17 protein-coding genes are annotated in these 18,374 nt (G+C 63.6%); 13 read left to right on the top strand and 4 right to left on the bottom strand.

The window, feature by feature from the left end; translation table 11 throughout:
* Positions 1-259 precede the first annotated feature (259 nt).
* The 8 genes from DQG18_RS12205 (at position 260) to DQG18_RS12240 (ending at position 10,376) form a co-directional block, all read left to right on the top strand.
* The gene (locus tag DQG18_RS12205; protein WP_116654549.1) at positions 260-1,963 is read left to right on the top strand and encodes a tetratricopeptide repeat protein; all 1,704 of its coding nucleotides are present in this window, start codon (positions 260-262) and stop codon (positions 1,961-1,963) included.
* 77 nt (positions 1,964-2,040) lie between these two features.
* Positions 2,041-3,030, top strand: a complete 990-nt coding sequence (locus DQG18_RS12210; RefSeq protein ID WP_116654550.1) for an acrylyl-CoA reductase family protein — start codon at positions 2,041-2,043, stop codon at positions 3,028-3,030.
* Between the two features lie 71 nt (positions 3,031-3,101).
* Positions 3,102-4,634, top strand: a complete 1,533-nt coding sequence (locus DQG18_RS12215; protein WP_116654551.1) for an acyl-CoA carboxylase subunit beta — start codon at positions 3,102-3,104, stop codon at positions 4,632-4,634.
* A gap of 196 nt (positions 4,635-4,830) precedes the next feature.
* Entirely contained in the window at positions 4,831-5,199 is a 369-nt protein-coding gene (locus tag DQG18_RS12220) for an endonuclease domain-containing protein (RefSeq protein WP_116654552.1), read from the top strand.
* Complete coding sequence (locus tag DQG18_RS12225; protein WP_116654553.1) at positions 5,200-7,200, top strand: acetyl-CoA carboxylase biotin carboxylase subunit; 2,001 nt, start codon at positions 5,200-5,202, stop codon at positions 7,198-7,200.
* 170 nt (positions 7,201-7,370) lie between these two features.
* Positions 7,371-9,488 (top strand): methylmalonyl-CoA mutase, encoded by a 2,118-nt coding sequence (scpA, locus tag DQG18_RS12230; protein WP_116654554.1) that lies wholly within the window; start codon positions 7,371-7,373, stop codon positions 9,486-9,488.
* Complete coding sequence (gene mce, locus DQG18_RS12235; protein WP_116654555.1) at positions 9,485-9,895, top strand: methylmalonyl-CoA epimerase; 411 nt, start codon at positions 9,485-9,487, stop codon at positions 9,893-9,895. The genes scpA and mce overlap by 4 nt, the downstream gene beginning before the upstream one ends.
* Positions 9,896-10,097: 202 nt before the next feature.
* On the top strand, positions 10,098-10,376 hold the full coding sequence (locus tag DQG18_RS12240) for a hypothetical protein (protein ID WP_116654556.1): 279 nt from the start codon (positions 10,098-10,100) through the stop codon (positions 10,374-10,376).
* 96 nt (positions 10,377-10,472) lie between these two features.
* On the opposite strand, the gene murD is transcribed toward DQG18_RS12240, so the two are convergent.
* The 3 genes from murD to DQG18_RS12255 are packed head-to-tail and all read right to left on the bottom strand — an operon-like array spanning position 10,473 to position 13,974.
* The gene (murD, locus tag DQG18_RS12245; protein WP_116654557.1) at positions 10,473-11,747 is read right to left on the bottom strand and encodes a UDP-N-acetylmuramoyl-L-alanine--D-glutamate ligase; all 1,275 of its coding nucleotides are present in this window, start codon (positions 11,745-11,747) and stop codon (positions 10,473-10,475) included.
* Positions 11,737-13,071: a MurL-like N-terminal domain-containing gene (locus DQG18_RS12250; RefSeq protein ID WP_116654558.1), complete on the bottom strand. Its 1,335-nt coding sequence runs from the start codon at positions 13,069-13,071 to the stop codon at positions 11,737-11,739. Before DQG18_RS12250 ends, murD begins: the two co-directional genes overlap by 11 nt.
* A 12-nt stretch (positions 13,072-13,083) precedes the next feature.
* Positions 13,084-13,974, bottom strand: a complete 891-nt coding sequence (locus DQG18_RS12255; RefSeq protein WP_116654559.1) for a metallophosphoesterase family protein — start codon at positions 13,972-13,974, stop codon at positions 13,084-13,086.
* Positions 13,975-14,091: 117 nt separating this feature from the next.
* Here DQG18_RS12255 and DQG18_RS16170 point away from each other — a divergent pair, with 117 nt between their 5' ends.
* Entirely contained in the window at positions 14,092-14,238 is a 147-nt protein-coding gene (locus tag DQG18_RS16170; protein ID WP_157970148.1) for a hypothetical protein, read from the top strand.
* Entirely contained in the window at positions 14,239-14,556 is a 318-nt protein-coding gene (locus DQG18_RS12260) for an NUDIX domain-containing protein (protein ID WP_116654560.1), read from the top strand. It abuts the gene before it with no gap.
* Positions 14,557-14,782: 226 nt separating this feature from the next.
* Here the strand turns inward: DQG18_RS12260 and DQG18_RS12265 are convergent, their stop codons facing one another.
* Complete coding sequence (locus DQG18_RS12265) at positions 14,783-15,739, bottom strand: glutathione S-transferase family protein (protein WP_116654561.1); 957 nt, start codon at positions 15,737-15,739, stop codon at positions 14,783-14,785.
* Between the two features lie 278 nt (positions 15,740-16,017).
* Here DQG18_RS12265 and DQG18_RS12270 point away from each other — a divergent pair, with 278 nt between their 5' ends.
* The 3 genes from DQG18_RS12270 to DQG18_RS12280 are packed head-to-tail and all read left to right on the top strand — an operon-like array spanning position 16,018 to position 18,374.
* Positions 16,018-16,557, top strand: a complete 540-nt coding sequence (locus DQG18_RS12270) for a GNAT family N-acetyltransferase (protein ID WP_116654612.1) — start codon at positions 16,018-16,020, stop codon at positions 16,555-16,557.
* Positions 16,558-16,563: 6 nt separating this feature from the next.
* Positions 16,564-17,187, top strand: a complete 624-nt coding sequence (locus DQG18_RS12275) for a CoA pyrophosphatase (RefSeq protein ID WP_116654562.1) — start codon at positions 16,564-16,566, stop codon at positions 17,185-17,187.
* A complete protein-coding gene (locus tag DQG18_RS12280; RefSeq protein ID WP_198669756.1) occupies positions 17,184-18,374 on the top strand; it encodes a CCA tRNA nucleotidyltransferase in 1,191 nt (396 codons plus the stop codon). Before DQG18_RS12275 ends, DQG18_RS12280 begins: the two co-directional genes overlap by 4 nt.

Below are 18,374 nucleotides of genomic sequence, written 5' to 3' on the forward strand. Positions count from 1 at the left end.
CAACAGCGAACCGGCAGGGACAACCTGGTTGCCCGGAACGGTTCGTCCTGATCGTGTGCTCGCTCGAAAAGCGCGCCGCCTCCGCCAAGGCCCGCGCAGACACCGGACATGCGCAATCGAAGCAGCATGCCGGAAACTGGGGCCCGTATGGCGTCAGGGCGCGCGCGGGCACTAGGTTATCCACCGTAACATGCAGGTAACGTCCCGCTCGATTTACATGTAAAACCCATCTCGCTACAGTTCCTCCCGGGAGGACGCCATGCCATCGGAAGATGCGGCCGGCGGATTGGATGATGCGGCGGTGCGCAAGGCTCTCGACGAGCTGCTGGCGTGGGAGCCTATGCGCCGCTCGCCGCAGCTCGCGGCCTTTCTGCGCTATATCGTCGAGGCGCGGCTGGATGGCGACGAGGCCAACCTCAAGGCCTATTCGATCGCGGTGGACGTGCTCGGGCGCGGTGAGGATTTCGATCCGCAAACCGACCCCATCGTGCGCGTGCAGGCCCGGCGGCTGCGCAACCTGCTGAGCGCGTTCCATGAAAGCGGGGAGGGGCAAGGCGCGGTTCGCATCGTGTTGCCGGTGGGCCGCTACGTTCCTCAATTCATTCCGGTGGAGAGCAAGACCCAACCTGCCCCGGTACGGCCGGGCGGTGCAGTGCGGGGCAGTACGTGGATCGTGGGGGCGGCGGCCATTGTCCTTCTGATGGCCGCGATCGTTTTCTGGCCGGATCTTGCCGAGCGCACGGGCCGGCTTGCCGATCTCGGGCAACCCTTGCCGCCGCTGGTGCTGGTGGAAGAATTCGAGAACCTTGCATCCGATGAACAGGGTACGCCGCTGGTGGCCGGTCTGGCGGTGGAAATGGTCACTGATCTCAATCAGTTCCCAGACGTCGTGGCGCGCTATGGCGGGGCGCGGGCGGCGCTGTCCCCGGCCGAGATCGCGCTGGATATGCCGGTTTATCTGCTTTCGGGCGTGGCCCGGCGAGTGGCGCAGGGCGTCCAGTACGGGATCGTCCTTACCGATGGCGATACGGGCGCAACGCTTGCCAATCACGATCTTGCCGTGGCGCTGGTCAACGAGGTGCCGATGATGTCGATCGACGATGTCGCCCGCTATTTCGTGATGCGGCTGGCAAGCCCGCGCAGCGTCCTGCACGCGCCCGTCCGGGCGTGGCTTGCGGAAAACGATACCGTGCCGCTCGCGCTTTATCCCTGCCTTGCAGCCTATTGGCACTATCGCGAGGGACCCGAGGCAGATGCAAACCGGGTGAAGGGGTGCGCGGAAAAGCTGGCGGCCACCGAGCCGGACGCGCGGGCCGTGCTTGCAAGCCTTCTGGCGGATGCCGCGTGGGACGAGGGCGCTGAAACCGAAGAGGGGCGGGAGATCATCGCCGAGGCCCGGGCGCTGGCCGAAAGTGCGCGTGATGAGGACCCGACGCGCGAAATGGCCTGGATGGCGCTGGCCCGTGCTGCCTTTTTCTCAGGAGAACTGCTGACGGCGCGTGACAATTTCCATTCGGCATACCAGCTCAATCCGGCTTCGGCGGATATCGTTGCGGGTTATGCGCAGGTGCTCGGGCATATCGGCAACTGGGAGTCGGCCATGCGGCTTTCCGACGAGATACGCGCCGCCGAAAGCGATCCGCCCGCCTGGTTCCATCTCACCCCGGCCCTTCATGCGCTGCGCATGGGCGACTATGCCGAGGCTGCCGACCATGCGCGGCTTTCGCTGCCCGCCCATCGCGATATGAGCCTTGCCATTCTGGTGGCGGCGGGCGGGCAGATGCGCAACAGGGACCTGATCGACGCCTATCTGCCGCAATTGCTGGCGGGGCAGCGCTTCCGCCGCATGGGTATCCTGCCGACGCTGCGCTATCTCATCTCGGACACCGAATTGCTGCGCCAGTTCTCGTTGGGGATTGCCAACGCCGGGGTGCCGCTGGACCGGCTGGCGCGGCCCTTCTGACTGCTATTGCGCAATCTTTTCTGGACGCCATACGCAAATCGCCTTCAGATACAAGGCAAAAGCGGAGGAGCGTTTCCATGGCCTTTAGAGCGTTGGTCACCGACAGGGGCGATGACGGCACGATTTCCAACACGATCATGGAGTTGGACGAGGAGAGCCTGCCCCAAGGCGACGTGCTGGTCGGCATCGAGTGGGCCGGGTTCAACTACAAGGACGGGATGGTGCTGGCGGGCGAGGGCGGGCTCGTGCGGCAATACCCCCATGTCGGCGGGGTCGATTTTGCGGGCCGGGTTATCGAAAGCGCCGACGGGCGCTATCGGCCCGGCGAAGGCGTGGTGCTCACCGGCTGGCGGGTGGGGGAGTGGCATTGGGGCGGGTTCGCGACCCGCGCCCGCGTCAAGGCCGACTGGCTGGTGCCGCTGCCCGAAACGCTTTCAACCCGCGATGCGATGGTGCTCGGAACGGCAGGGCTCACTGCGATGCTGGCGGTCAACCGGCTCGAAGCCGAGGGCATCACGCCAGAAAGCGGCCCCGTTCTGGTGACGGGGGCGGGCGGGGGCGTCGGCTCGATTGCAACGCAATTGCTCTCGCGGCTGGGATATAGCGTCGATGCGATGAGCGGGCGGGCGGAACTTGCCGAGGACCTCAAGGCGCTGGGGGCGGCAAACGTGGTGGGGCGCGATGTTCTGGCGCCAAGCCCCAAAAAACTTCTCGCGACGCGCTGGGCGGGCGCCATCGACAGTGTGGGCGGCGCGCCGCTGGGCGAATTGCTCAAGCAGATGCAGCCGGGCGGATGCGTCGCCGCAGTTGGACTGGCGGCGGGCGACGGGTGGGACGCCAGCGTCGTGCCGTTCATCCTGCGCGGGGTGACGCTGGCCGGGATCGATAGCGTGATGCAGCCCTTTGCGGCGCGGGTTGCGGCGTGGGACCGGCTGACGGAACTTTTCGATCGCACCCTTTACGAGCGCATGGTGAGCGAGGCGGGGCTTGCCGATCTGCCTGCGGTTGGCAGCGATATCCTTGCGGGCCGGATCAGGGGCCGGGTGGTCTCCAACCCCGGCGCTTGACGCATGGTGCCGAAAAGGGTTCGCCAAATCGGCATTTCCCGTTAATCTGACCGGCAATTGCGGAGGACTGGATGCAGGAAGTCATCGAGGCGCTGGAGGCACGGCGTCAGCATGCGCGGCAGGGCGGGGGCGCCCGGAGGATCGAGGCGCAACATGGCAAGGGCAAGCTGACGGCGCGCGAGCGTATCGATGTGCTGCTCGATCCCGACAGTTTTGAAGAATACGACATGTTCGTCACCCATCGTGCCCGCGATTTCGGGATGGACGCGCAGGTCATTCCCGGCGACGGCGTGGTGACCGGGTGGGGCACGATCAACGGGCGGCTCGCCTACGTCTTTTCGCAGGATTTCACCGTTTTCGGCGGCTCGCTCTCGGAAACGCATGCCCAGAAGATCTGCAAGATCATGGATCTCGCGGTGCAGAACGGGGCTCCGATCATCGGGCTTAACGATTCCGGCGGCGCGCGCATCCAGGAGGGGGTGGCCTCGCTCGGGGGTTATGCCGAGGTGTTCTGGCGCAACGTGCAGGCATCGGGCGCGGTGCCGCAGATTTCGGTGATCATGGGCCCGTGCGCGGGCGGGGCGGTCTATTCGCCGGCCATGACCGACTTCATCTATATGGTCAAGGATACGAGCTACATGTTCGTGACCGGGCCCGATGTGGTGAAAACCGTCACCAATGAGACGGTGACCCATGAAGAACTGGGCGGGGCCTCGACGCATACGCGGATTTCCTCGGTGGCGGACGGGGCGTTCGAGAACGATATCGAGACGCTGCTGGAGGTTCGGCGGCTGTTCGATTTCCTGCCGCTCTCGGCGCGCGAAAAGGCGCCGCGCGTCGCCACCAACGATCAGGTGGACCGGCGCGAGGACAGCCTCGATACGCTTATCCCCGCCAATGCCAACCAGCCCTACGACATGCGCGAGGTGATCGAGAAGATCGCCGACGAGGGCGATTTCCTCGAACTGCAAAAGGAGCACGCCGGCAATATCCTCATCGGCTTTGTCCGGCTTAACGGTCAGACCGTGGGGGTCGTCGCCAACCAGCCGCTCGTTCTGGCCGGGTGCCTCGACATCAACGCAAGCAAGAAGGCGGCGCGCTTCATCCGGTTCTGCGACAGCTTCGATATTCCGATCCTGACGCTGGTGGACGTGCCGGGCTTTTTGCCGGGTGTGGCGCAGGAATATGGCGGGATCATCAAGCACGGCGCGAAACTGCTGTTCGCCTATGCCGAGGCAACGGTGCCCAAGGTGACGGTCATTACCCGCAAGGCGTATGGCGGAGCCTATGACGTGATGGCCTCAAAGCATATCAGGGCGGATGTGAACTACGCCTGGCCGAGCGCGGAAATCGCGGTGATGGGGGCCAAGGGAGCAACGGAGATTCTCTATCGTTCCGAACTTGGCGACGCCGAAAAGATTGCGGCGCGGACGCAGGAATATGAGGAGCGGTTCGCAAACCCGTTCGTGGCGGCGGAGCGCGGGTTCATCGACGACGTGATCATGCCGCACAATACGCGGCGGCGGGTGGCGCGGGCGCTGGAGACGCTGCGGCACAAGAGGGTCGAGGGGCCGGTGAAAAAGCACGGGAATATTCCGCTGTGAGGGGGGTGAGGATGGAGGCATCTGTGTTCGCCGCTTCACCCCTCCCCAGCCCTCCCCATCAAGGGGAGGGTGCTTCCTTTTCCTTGTTGTCTCCCTACGCACAAGGCCAGCACCTCCCCCCTTGTGGGGGAGGATGGGAGGGGGGATTCGGCGTTAGCCGATCAGCGGTATTTGGATTAAGCGCAGGATTGCGGGCATGAACTCCTCGCTTGCCAGGACGCTCCGATCCAATCCCACCGATGCGGAAAAGCGAATGTGGCGTCTTCTGTTTCCATTTCGATCCCAAGGCTTTCACTTTCGCAAACAGGCCCCGATCGGATCATATGTCGCCGATTTCCTCTGCCACCATGCAAAGCTGGTTATCGAGGTCGATGGCGGACAACATTATACGCTGGCGGGACAGCGTCATGACGAACGGCGCAGTGCCTTTTTGGCTGGCGAGGGATACATCATCCTGCGGTTTTCCAATCTCGATGTTCTGAACAATCCGGGCGGCGTCAGTGCAGTTCTTGCCAACGCGCTGGACCGGCTCGAACCTTCACCTCGCGCTGTCAGGAAAACCTGAATGTTCCCCAAAATCCTCATAGCCAATCGTGGCGAGATTGCCTGCCGGGTCATCAAGACGGCGCGGAAGATGGGTATCGCGACGGTTGCGGTTTATTCCGATGCGGATCGGGACGCGCTGCATGTCAGGATGGCCGATGAGGCGGTTCATATCGGGCCCGCGCCGGCCAGCCAGTCCTATCTCGTTTTCGACAGAATCGTCGAGGCGTGCCGGGCGACCGGGGCGGTGGCGGTGCATCCGGGGTATGGGTTTTTGTCCGAGAATGCAGCGTTTGCGGAGCGGCTGCGGCAGGAAGGGATTTATTTTATCGGGCCGCCGGTCCCGGCCATCGAGGCGATGGGCGACAAGATTACCTCCAAAAAGATCGCCGCAGAAGCCGGGGTTTCGACTGTGCCGGGGCATATGGGGATCATCGGGACGGCGGCGGAAGCTGTAAAGATCGCCAAAAAGATCGGGTTTCCAGTGATGATCAAGGCGTCCGCCGGGGGCGGGGGCAAGGGGATGCGGATCGCGCGCAGCGAAGTGGAGGTCAAGGAGGGCTTTGAGCGCGCCAGATCAGAGGCGGCCTCGTCCTTCGGGGACGACCGGATCTTCATCGAGAAATTCATCGAGGAGCCGCGCCATATCGAAATCCAGGTGCTCGCGGATTCGCTGGGCAACTGTATTCATCTGGGCGAGCGGGAATGTTCGATCCAGCGGCGCAACCAGAAGGTGATCGAGGAAGCGCCCTCGCCGTTCCTCGATGCGGAAACGCGCAAAAAGATGGGCGAGCAGGCGGTGGCGCTGGCACGGGCCGTCAGTTATGTGAGCGCGGGGACGGTCGAGTTCATCGTCGATAAGGACCGCAATTTCTACTTCCTTGAAATGAACACGCGGCTGCAGGTCGAGCATCCGGTGACTGAGCTGGTGACGGGCATCGATCTGGTCGAGGAGATGATCAGGATCGCCGACGGGCAGATGCTTTCGGTCAGGCAGGAGGATGTAAAGCTCAACGGGTGGGCGGTCGAGGCGCGTATTTATGCCGAGGACCCGTACCGCAATTTCCTGCCCTCGACCGGAAGGCTCAAGCGCTATCGTCCACCCGTCGAAGAGGCGTCGGCGACGCTTGTGGTCCGCAACGATACGGGGGTTTATGAGGGCGCCGAGATCAGCCCCTGGTACGATCCGATGATCGCCAAGCTCGTCACCTGGGCGCCCACCCGGCTCGAGGCGATCGACGGGCTGGCAGTGGCGCTCGACCAGTTCGATCTCGATGGTGTCGGCAACAATATCCCGTTCATCGCGACCGTGGCCCGGCAGGCGCGGTTCCGGGGTGGCGATCTTTCGACCAATTATATCGCCGAGGAGTTCCCGGATGGATTTACCGGGGCAAAGCTGGACGATGATGACCTGCTGGCGCTGGCCGCGCTGGCCTGCCGGGCGGCATTTCAGCTCGAAACGCGCGGGTTCGAGGGTGCCGGGGCGATGATGGGACAGCATGTTATCGCCGAGCGCAGCGTCATCATCGGCAATGAGCGCCGGGATTTCTCGATTCCCAAATCGGACGAGGCTTTCGTTCTGATGACCGATGACGGGCAGGGGCTTTTGATCGAGGATGGCTGGCAGCCGGGCGAAACCGTCGCGGCGTCCGAGATCGACGGGCGTACGCTCCATGTGAGGATGGACCGGGTGACCTCGGGCTTCCGCATGCGCTATCGCGGCGCGGACCTCATCGCCAGGGTCATGCTGCCCCATGTGGCTGACCTCATGGTGCACATGCCGGTGAAATCACCCCCCGATATGAGCAAGTTCCTCATCTGCCCGATGCCGGGGCAGATCATCCGGCTCGACGTGGCCGAGGGCGACGTGGTCGAGGAAGGCCAGCCGCTTGCGATCGTCGAGGCGATGAAGATGGAAAACGTGCTCAAGGCCGAGCGGCAGGCAAAGGTCGCGAAGGTGAATGTCGTTGCCGGAGACGTGCTGGCGGTGGATGCGGTGATCATGGAATTCGAGGCGGTGTGATGGACAAGCACGCCCGGCGCCTCACCCCTCCCCAGCCCTCCCCGTCAAGGGGAGGGTGCTACGGAGTGAACGGGGCTGGGGTCGATATCACACGGTACGCCGGGCTGACACCTCCCCCCTTGCGGGGGAGGATGGGAGGGGGGACCCGGCGTTAGCCGGGATTTGACCCGATGACCAAAAACCCCAAGAACCTCTGGCAAAAACTCGCGCAAAAGGAACTCCGCGACACCCCACTATCGTCCCTCGACCGCGACTATGGCGGCCTCTCGGTTTCCCCGGTCTATCTCGGCGATGACGGTGCCATTCCCGGTGTCGAGCCCTTCACGCGCGGGGTGCGGGCGACGATGTATGCCAACCGGCCGTGGACGATACGGCAGTATGCCGGGTTCTCGACCGCCGAGGAGAGCAACAGGTTTTACCGGCAGGCGCTGGAGCGCGGGCAGAAGGGGCTTTCGGTGGCCTTCGATCTGGCGACGCATCGGGGGTATGACAGCGATCATCCACGCGTCACGGGCGATGTGGGCAAGGCGGGGGTGGCGATCGATTCCGTTGAGGACATGAAGATCCTGTTCGATGGCATCCCGCTCGACGAGATGAGCGTTTCGATGACCATGAACGGGGCGGTGATCCCGGTGCTGGCCATGTTCATCGTTGCCGCAGAGGAACAGGGCGTGAGCCAGGAAAAGCTCTCGGGGACCATCCAGAACGATATCCTCAAGGAGTTCATGGTCCGCAACACCTATATCTACCCGCCCGAACCCTCCATGCGCATCGTGGGCGACATCATCGCGCATACGGCGCGTCACATGCCAAAATTCAACTCCATCTCGATTTCGGGCTATCACATGCACGAGGCGGGAGCGACAGCGATCCAGGAACTGGCTTATACGCTGGCGGACGGGATGGATTACGTACGCGCCGCGCAGGCGCGGGAGCTCGATATCGATGCCTTTGCCGGGCGGCTGAGCTTTTTCTTCGGCATCGGCATGAACTTTTTTGTCGAGATCGCCAAATTGAGGGCGGCGCGGACGCTGTGGTCGAAGATCATGACCGATCTGGGCGCAAAGGACCCGCGCTCGAAAATGCTGCGCACCCACTGCCAGACATCGGGCGTTTCGCTGACCGAGCAGGACCCTTACAACAACGTGGTGCGTACGGCGTTCGAGGCGATGGCGGCGGTGCTGGGGGGCACGCAGAGCCTTCATACCAATTCGTTCGATGAGGCCATTGCGCTGCCGACGGAAACCTCGTCGCGCATCGCGCGCAACACCCAGCTCATCCTCCAGCACGAAACGCGGGTGACCGATGTGGTCGATCCGCTCGGCGGGTCCCATTATATCGAGGCGCTGACCGCGCAACTGGTCGAAAAGGCCGAAAAACTCATTGCCGACGTCGAGGCCGAAGGGGGCATGACCCGGGCGGTGCAGACGGGACGGCCCAAGCTTGAAATCGAAAAGGCGGCCGCCGTGCGGCAGGCCGCCATCGACCGGGGCGAGGAGGTGATCGTCGGGGTCAATCGCTACCGGCTCGACAATGAAGACCCCATCGAGACGCTGGAAATCGACAACGCGAAGGTGCGGGCTTCGCAGGTTGCGCGGCTTGAGACCGTCCGAAAAACGCGCGACGAGGCGCGGTGCCAGTCGATGCTCGATGCCTTGCGCGAATATGCGGCCAAGGACGAGGGCAATCTGCTCGAAGCGGCGATCGAGGCGGCGCGGGCGCGGGCGACGCTGGGCGAGATTTCGCACGCCATGGAGGATGTGTTCGGGCGCTACAATGCGACCACGCGGGTGCTCTCGGGGGTTTACGCCGGGGAATATGCCGCCGATCCGCAGTTCGAGGCGGTGCGCGAGCGCATCGCGGGTTTTTGCTCCACCCATGGCCGCGCGCCCGCGATCTTCATCGCCAAGATGGGGCAGGACGGGCACGACCGGGGCGCCAAGGTGATCGCCACGGCCTTTGCCGATCTGGGGTTCGAGGTGCATATGGGATCGCTGTTCGAGACGCCCGACGAGGTCGGCGCCCATGCCGGGGAGCTTGCCGTGGACGCGGTGGGCGTTTCCTCGCTGGCGGCGGGGCACAAGACGCTGGTGCCCGAACTGATTGCGGCGCTCAAGCGCCGGGGGCTCGACGATGTGGCCGTGGTGGTCGGCGGGGTGATCCCCGGCAGCGATTACGATTTTCTATACGAGGCCGGAGTGCTGGAGATTTTCGGGCCGGGCACCAACGTGCTCGACGCGGCCTTTGCCGTGCTGGGGCGTATCGAGGGGCGGCTGACCAACAGATGATCGGGCGGCTCAACCATATCGCCATCGCCGTGCCGGACTTGCAAAAGGCGATGGGCAAATATCGCGACATGCTGGGCGCGTCGGTTTCCGCGCCGCAGGCCCTGCCCGAGCATGGCGTGACGGTGGTGTTCGTCGATACGGGCAACACCAAGGTCGAACTGCTCGAACCGCTGGGGGCGGCTTCCCCGGTGGCCGGGTTTCTTGCAAAGAACCCCGATGGCGGGATGCACCATGTGTGTTTCGAGGTCCCCGACATTGCGGGCGCGGTGCGGCACCTCGTTGCGGGCGGGGCGCGGGTGCTGGGGGATGGCAAGCCGAAGACCGGCGCCCACGGCCTGCCGGTGCTGTTTTTGCACCCCAAGGATTTCGACGGGGTGCTGATCGAGCTTGAGGAGAGGGCGGTATAGTCGATCTGTTCTCCTTTGCTTCTCCGGCGAAAGCCGGAGTCCATGCCTCGACGGTTGCGCAGGCTGGGATTTCGTTCTGGTTTCCGGCTTTCGCCGGAAAAGCGAGGGGAGCTGTTCCCGTCAAATTATGACAGACACTAATAGACTGTTAACGCCGGGCGGCTAGCATAGGCATCCTTGCAACAGGCGTTTGGCTGGAGCGATGGCACAAATCGGCTTCAAGAAGATGAACTGGCTGCCTCGACCCTCCGTGTGGAAAGAGGCCGAGCTTGCGCGTCTCAAGCGCAAGGAAATGATGGAAGATTTTCAGCAGCGCTCGCTAAATCTGGCCAACGCGTTTGCAAACACTTTTTCGTTCCAGCTCAACTCATCGGTGGATAACGTCGCCAAGACCGCCTCTGACCGGATGGCTGCCGAAGTCGAGACGAAAGCTACGGAAATGCAGAACAAGCTGATGTCGACCATCGACAAGATGGCCTGACTACTCACCTTCTCGCGTCGTTGCCCGGTTTATCCGGGTAATCCAGCCTTTTTGGCCACTGGGTCACCCGGATAAACCGGGTGACGACGGAGGGCCTTATCCGAAATAGCGCTGCGCCATGGCCTTGAAGGCGTCGCCGCGTTCCTCGAAATTCCTGAACTGGTTGTAGCTCGGCGCGCCGGGTGAGAGCAGGATCGTGTCGAAATCGGCCCGGTTGGCGGCCAGATGGCGCATGGCGTCATCAAGGGTTGCGAACTCGCCGACCGGGATGGGGGTGTTCTCGCGCACGGCGGTGGCGATGCGGGGGCCGGTGGCGGGCAGGCAGCAAAGCGCGGTGACCCCGGCGAGGCCCATCAGATTGGCAAGGTCGGTATAGTCCTGCTGGCGCTCGTGACCGCCCGCGATCAGCGCGATGCGGCGGCCGCGATAGGCGGCGAGCGCGACCTTGGTGGCCTCGGGAGTGGTGGAGATCGAATCGTCGATGAAGAGGATATCCCCTACGCTGAGTTCCTCGAGCCGGTGGGGCAGGGGGACGAAGGCCTCTATGCCCTTGAATATCCCCTCGCGCGTCGCGCCTGCGGCGAGCGCGATCTGGGCGGCGAGCCTTGCGTTGTCGTGGTTGTGGGCGCCCTTGAGCCGCGAGTGCATGGCGGCCATCAGAATCTCGTCGGCAAGATCGATATCGAGCGCGGGGATGCGTTCGGTCGAGGGCAGGATGGCTTTGAGCACGCGCTCATTGCCGCCCGCTTGTGGCCCGAGCGCGGCGAGCCTTGGCCCTTTGACGAAGATATTGAGCTTGTCGCGGTAGTAGTTGTCGAGCCCGCCGTGCCAGTCGACGTGTTCGGGGAAAAGATTGGAAATGGCCGCGATGTCGGGGGCAAAGCCGATATCGGCGGTCTGGTAGGAGGAAAGCTCGAGCACAACGGTCTGCGCCTTGTCGGCGGCATCAAGCGGGGGAATGCCCACATTGCCTGCAAGGATGGCATCGACGCCCGAATGGACCAGCATCAGATGGACGAGGGTGGCGGTGGTGGATTTGCCCTTGGTGCCCGAAATGGCGGCCACGGTGCGGCCCTCACGGAAATGCGCGGCCCAGATGTTGAGGTTCGAGGTGATCGTCACCCCCGCCTGCCGGGCGGCGTCGAACACGGGCTTGTAAAGCGAGACGCCGGGGCTTTTGACGATGGTGCCAAAGCGCGTGACGTTGGCGGCCTCCCCGGCAGGGATGGAGATGGCGCCTTCGAGTTCGGCGGTGCCATCGTCGCTGGTGACGAAAAGTTCGAGGCCGGGATAGCGCCGGGCGAGGAAGTCTGCCGTCGAGCGGGCCTCGCGGCCCGCGCCATAGAGAAGAACCGGTCCGTCAATTTGCATGGGAAATAACCGCTTTTTCGATCTGTTCCGGGATGAGGTGGTCGGGGCTGTCGGCCATCAGTTCCATAAAGGCGTCTTCGAGCCGCGCCGCGCCGTAAAAGGCTTCGAGTTCGGGCCTGAGGGCGATAACGACTGCGCTACGGCTCCATTGCGGATCTTTTGAAATCCGCCACAGGCAGGCGGCGGCTTCGAGAATTTCGCCGACGCATTCCCAGGGCTTGTGCCCGGCAAGCCCGGTCAATTCGCGATAGGCGGGGATGTTTTCGGGGTCATCGAGGACATTCTGCCCGAAAATGGCGACCAGTCTTTCGCGGCTCATCCAGGGCGCGAGGATGAGGAAGACGAAATGGCATTTGGGGCATTTGCCGCACCAGAGCGGACCATCGTTGCCGCCCAGCCGGAAGTTGGTGTTGCAGCTTGAAAAAACGTCGTCGTAGCGGTCGGTGCGGGCGAAAAGCTGGCCGATGCGGGCCTCGGAAAAGGGGCGGAGCAGGGAAAAATAGCCCAGCGTCCCGCCGCTGGCGTGGGCAAGCGTTTCCGCGATCAGCCTTTCAAAGCCGAGCGATTTGGAGTGCTGGTGATTGGCCTCGCGGCCATCGAAATCGATATTGCCCTCGCTTGCCGAGCGCTCGTTGGAAAGGACGATGGCATTATAGCCGTAAAGCAGCGCGGCCAGCGCGGCGATCATCGAGTTGATGGCGGTCGAGGGGACGTGGCCGTTGTAATAGCCGGGCTCTCTTGAAAGCCGGATCATTTCGGGATCGAGGGTGCGTTCGACGCCGATGAGGTCGTGGCCGGAGCGCCCGGACGTGGTGAGGATCGGGCCCTTGGGGTTGACGGCGAAAAGCGTGATGTCCCGGCCGGCGCATTCGAGCAGGTCGACGCTCACCAGCGAGTCCTTGCCGCCCCCGATGAGGACGAGCGCGCGCTCGGGGAGAATTATCGGCGTGGGCTGGGGCGCGCTGTTTCCGATGCTGAACTGGAGTTGTCCAAAGCGCCTGAGGTCATTGCGGGCGTAAAATTCGCCCAGCCCGTTTTCGTAGATGTCAGTGAGGAAGGGCAGGTCGTCATCGGTGAGCGCAAGGCTCGCAAGATCGATCGAGAAGGGCGCGAGGAGCTTGAAATAGCTTACGCCCAGAACGGCGGCGTTAAGATCGAGCAGGTGCCTGAACGCGCCCGATTGCGCGGCGTCCGCGCTCAGGCCATCGAGCGGGAAGCGGAGTGTTTCGATGAAGGCCAGTTCGCCGAGACGGTAGTCGAACCGGGCGATGCCTGTGTCCGCGTCGAACAGGGGGGCGGCAATTTCAAAGACGGTCTTTGTCAAGACGAGCTCTGGTCAAGAGATTCGCATCTGCAAACGCATGGTAATGCCATCGCCGAGGCGCTGGTAGCCGAATTCGCGCATGGAGCAATGCCACTCGGTTCCGGCCTTTTCGATGCGGAAAAGGTTGTAGCGTGCGGGGGCGTCGTGCCCGCCGGGAGCCGCCGAACCCGCCGCCACCCCGATCACGGGGATCTCGCGCTCGGGCCCTGCAACCGCGTTGATGGTGGACTGGTGGGTATGGCCGTGAAGGATCAGTTCGGCCCCGGCCTGGCTGAGCATTGCGCGCAGTTGCGGGGCGTCCCAAAGTCCGAGCCGCCGGGAATCGGCATATTCGGGATAGGGCGGGTGATGGATGAGGATGATGCGGAAATAGCCCGCGTCTCCCAGCAGGTTCAGCAGTTTTGCCGTGCGTTCGATCTGCCCGGCGCCGACCTCGCCGGCGGCGATGAACGGACCGGTGGGAATGGCGCTCGAAAGCCCGATCACGGCGACCTGATCGATCCGGCGCAGGTAGGGGAAGGGCTCGTTGCCGAGCGTTTCGCCGGCCATATAGGCGCCGTAGGTGGCCAGCGCCTTTTCCAGCCCGCCCTTGACATAGGCGTCGTGATTGCCGGGCACGGTGCAGACGTCTTCGGGCTCGCCGAGCGAGCGGAGCCATTCGTGCGCGCGGAAGATTTCCTCGTCGAGCGCGAGATTGACGATATCCCCGGTGACCGCGATCATGTCGGGACGCTGCGCCTTCATGTGGGCGACGAGGTCCGCGAGCGTCTTGCCCTTCATCTCGTGCCCGCGCTTGATCTGCCAGTTCAGCCAGCCGGTGAAGCGCTTGGATAAAAGGTCACGCGGGGTCACGCGCGGCAGGGGCGCAAGGTGGACATCGGAAATATGGGCGAGTGAAATCATGAGTGGGCGACTATTGGCACGGCGGCTGCGGCAAGAAAATGGCCGAATGCGGTTTGTTGCCGTATTTGTGCCTGCGTGGTTTACGCCACCGGAACGGATCGGGCAGGGACCTTGCAGATGGCATCGCGCTGGGAGCGACTAAAGTTCGGGCTGATGCTGCGGGCCGTCGGGGTGGTCAAGCACCTGACGCGCGGTGCGCGGTGCGCGGTGATCGTCGATAACAAGGTGCTTCTGGTGAGGCACACCTATGCTCAGGGATGGTAATTGCCGGGTGGCGGAGTCGATCCGGGCGAAACGGTGGAGGAAACGGCGCGGCGCGAGGTGCTGGAGGAAACCGGTTATCGCATCGAGGGCCGCGTGCGGCTGTTCGGCATCTACCATTCAAGGTTTTACACCAACCGTAACCACGTGACGGTGTTTATCGCCGACGATGCGCATCAGGAGTACACGTTCTCGCCCAATCACGAGATCGCCGGGACCGGTTGGTTCGACATGGACGCGCCGCCGCAGGACATGAGCCCCGGGACGGCGCGCCGTCTCGCCGAAATCCGGGGCGAGGCCGAAATTTCACCGTTCTGGTGATGGGCTGGAAGCCCTAAAGCAGATCAGTATTTGACGGAATCGTCGGGGTTCCCGCGATTGCTGCGGGTTCGGCCTGGACCCCGGGAATGAATCCCGGGGTGACAAGCGGGAGTAGGGCAGGTATCGGCCAAGGCCACCAATGTCATTCCGGGACCCGTTTCCGGAATCCAGCGCGGTCCAACCCCAACCGTTGTGGCAGGCCGTTTCCGTCAAAACCTGAAACGATCTAAAACCCAAGATCATCGGGCCCGACGGGCACGATGCGGGTGGGGTTGATGGTGATGTGGCTCCAGTAATAGTGCGTCTTGATATGGTCCATGCGCACGGTGGGGGCGATGCCCGGCCAGTCGTGGAGCGTCTTGAGCAGACGCGAGAGGTTGGGATAATCGGCGATTCGCCGGATGTTGCACTTGAAATGGCCGACATAGACGGCATCGAAGCGCATCAGGGTGGTGACCAGCCGCCAGTCGGCTTCGGTGGGGCCCTCGCCGGTGAGGAAAGGCTTGTCTGCCAGTACCCCTTCGACCCAGTCGAGCGCGGAAAACAGCGCCGTCACGGCTTCTTCATAGGCTTTCTGGGTGGTGGCGAATCCGGCCTTGTAAACGCCGTTGTTGATGTCGTTGTAGATGCGTTCGTTGAGCGCATCGATCTCGGTGCGCTTGTCCTCGGGGTAGAAATCGAGCGTATTGCCGGTCAGCCCGTCAAAGGCCGAGTTGAACATGCGAATGATCTCGGCGCTCTCGTTGGAAACGATGGTGCCGGTCTTCTTGTCCCACAGGACGGGCACGGTCACCCGGCCGGTATAATCGGGCATGGCCTTGGCATAGACCTGCCAGAGATAGTCGGCACCGTTGAGCTCGTCGGTGTCCGAGCCCATCTCGCCGTTGAAGGCCCAGCCGGTTTCGTCGGGCATTTTGGGGGAAACCGAGGAAACCGAAATGTGGTCTTCAAGGCCCTTGAGGGCGCGGAAGATGAGGGTGCGGTGCGCCCAGGGACAGGCATAGGAGACATAGAGATGATAACGGCCGCTTTCGGCGGCAAAGCCGCCCTTGCCGGTCGGGCCAGGTGCGCCGTCAGGGGTGATCCAGTTGCGGAACGCCGACACGCTGCGCTTGAACTTTCCGCCGGTCGATTTTGTGTCGTACCACTGGGTCGACCATTTTCCTTCGATGAGCTGGCCCATGGGGAACTCCTTTGTTTTTCGTGTTTCCCCTATCTAGGACCAATAGCCGCCACGATCAGCCCGTATATGGTGAACGCCGTGTTCGTTTCGCAGGTTTCCCCGTTTGAGACTCGCGTGCAAATTCGTTGGACGGACCCTTCCGGCAATGGTATTGGCTAAAACCAGAAGACAGGAGAGCATTGCGATGTCCAGAATCGACCGGGTTATCCGACGACTTTAGTCGCGCGCCAGTTGCGCGCACCGTGTCGCCTTTTCCTGTCCGTTCTGGATTCATGACGATGACTGCTCTTTCTCCGGCATACCCTGCCGTCCCTTCGGGTGCCCTTGCCATTCGGCTCGAAACCCCTGCCGACAATGACTGGATCGAAAATCTGCACGAGGTCTCGTTCGGGCCCGGCCGCTTTGCGCGCGCCGCGTTCCGGGTGCGCGAGCGTTTTCCGGTCGATCCGAGCCTGTGCCTGATTGCCGAACTGAACGGCGTGCGCGCAGCGTCGGTGCGGCTGACGCCGATCGGGGTTGGCGGGGGCAACGGGTATCTTCTCGGTCCGCTGATGACCGACCCCGCCTTTCGCAAGCAGGGCGCGGGGCGGGCGCTGGTGCGCCATGCGTGCGAACTGGCGCTGGCACGTGACGGCGTCGCGTTTGTCTTGCTGGTGGGGGATCTGGCCTATTACGGCTCGCTCGGCTTTGTGGCGTCCGTCCCCAACGCCATCCGCTTTCCCGCCCCGGTTGATCCCGCCCGCGTGCTGGTCCACTCTCATGACGAGACGATGGCCGCAACGCTTGCGGGCGACATCGGGCGCTTTAACGGAGAATAGGGCGGCGTGCGATCGGATGCGGCCATTGCGCAGATACCGGGACGGCTGCTGGATACGCCCCAGCCGATGCCCGATGCGCGCGATCTCAAGGCCGATTTCATCATTTCGGATATCAGCGGGCCGCCGGTGCCCGCGGCCGTGCTGATCGCGCTCGTCAAGCGCGAGCAGGGCTATACGGTGCTTTATACCGAGCGGGCGACGTCGCTCCGCTCCCATTCGGGACAGGTGGCGTTCCCCGGCGGGCGGATCGACCCCGAGGACAAGGACGCCGCCCACGCGGCATTGCGCGAGGCCAATGAGGAAGTGGCGCTCGATCCCGCCGATGCCTCGGTGCTCGGCTATATGCCATTCTATTTCACCGGCACCAATTATTTCATCACGCCGGTGGTGGCGGTGGTCGAGCCCAGCGCGCCCTTCCTGCCCAACCCCGGGGAGGTGGGCGGGGTGTTCGAGGTGCCGCTTGAGATGCTGATCGACCCGCGCAGCTATGGCCGGTTCAGCATTCGCCGCAACGGGCGGGAGCATTCGTCGTGGCAGCTCGACTACGATGGATATATGATCTGGGGCATCACGGCCAATCTCACAAGGCGGTTCCGGGACATGGTGCTGACCGGCGAGGTGGCGCTGTGAACGCCGAGGGCGCCCTGGGCCGCTTGCGGTCGGCGCCGTGGCTCGGGACAGCCGCACGGTTCTTCAAGGTTCTGGATGGGGACAAGGGGCGGACGCGGGCGGTCGGCGGCATCGTGCGCGACACGCTTCTGGGCATTACGTGGGCCCGGACCGATATCGACATGGCCACCGAACTGTTGCCCCACGAGGTGATGGCGCGCGCGGAAAAAGCCGGGTTCGGCGTTCATCCGACAGGGCTTGAGCACGGCACGGTGACGCTGGTGGCCGGGGGCGTGGTTGCGGAAGTGACGACGCTGAGGAAGGATGTTGCGACCTTCGGGCGGCATGCCGAGGTCCGGTTCGGCACGGACTGGAGCCAAGACGCGGCGCGGCGCGATTTTACGATGAATGCGCTTTATTGCGGTGCGGACGGCACGCTGTTCGATCCGCTGGGCGGGCTGGCCGATTGCCTTGCGCGCCGGGTGCGTTTCATCGGGGATGCCGATGCGCGGATCGCCGAGGACCGGCTGCGGGTCTATCGCTATTTCCGGTTTTGCGCCACGCATGGCGAGGAGATGTTCGACGACGACGCGCTTGCAGCCTGCGGGCGGGCGGCGGCAACGCTGGGGCAGCTTTCCGCCGAGCGGGTCGGTTCGGAAATGCTCAAGCTGCTCGATGCGCCGCGCTGCACAAGGGCACTCGAGGCGATGTGCAGGCTTTCCATCCTGTCGCCGGACCTCGTTTCGCCTGCCGCGCTTACCGCGCTCGACCGTCTCGGTGATGGGGATGCGGCGTCGCGTATGGCGATTTTTGTCGCGCAGGGAACCGGCATATCCCTGCTGCAAACCCGCTGGCGGCTCTCGAACGGCCTGCGCCGGCAGGTCGAGCAGCTTGCCAGAGGCGCGGCTCTGGCTGCTGAAGGAAAACTGAAGGAACTGGTTTACCGGCTTCCAGAGCAAAAAGAGGACGCTATCCGCATTGCTGCCGCGCTTGGCAATTGGCCGGAGGAGCGGACATTAGCGGCGACAAGGGAAGCGGCGGGCTATGCGCCGGGCGCATTCCCGCTCAAGGGAGAAGATCTGATCGCGGCGGGCGTGCCCAAAGGGCCGGCCCTCGGCGCGGCGCTGCGGCGCCTCGAACGGGACTGGATCGAATCGGGCTTTGCGCTGGACAGGCGGGCCTTGCTCGCGCGCCTGGGCCAGACATAG

This window comes from Pelagibacterium sediminicola, from assembly GCF_003390885.1.
Lineage (GTDB): Bacteria > Pseudomonadota > Alphaproteobacteria > Rhizobiales > Devosiaceae > Pelagibacterium > Pelagibacterium sediminicola.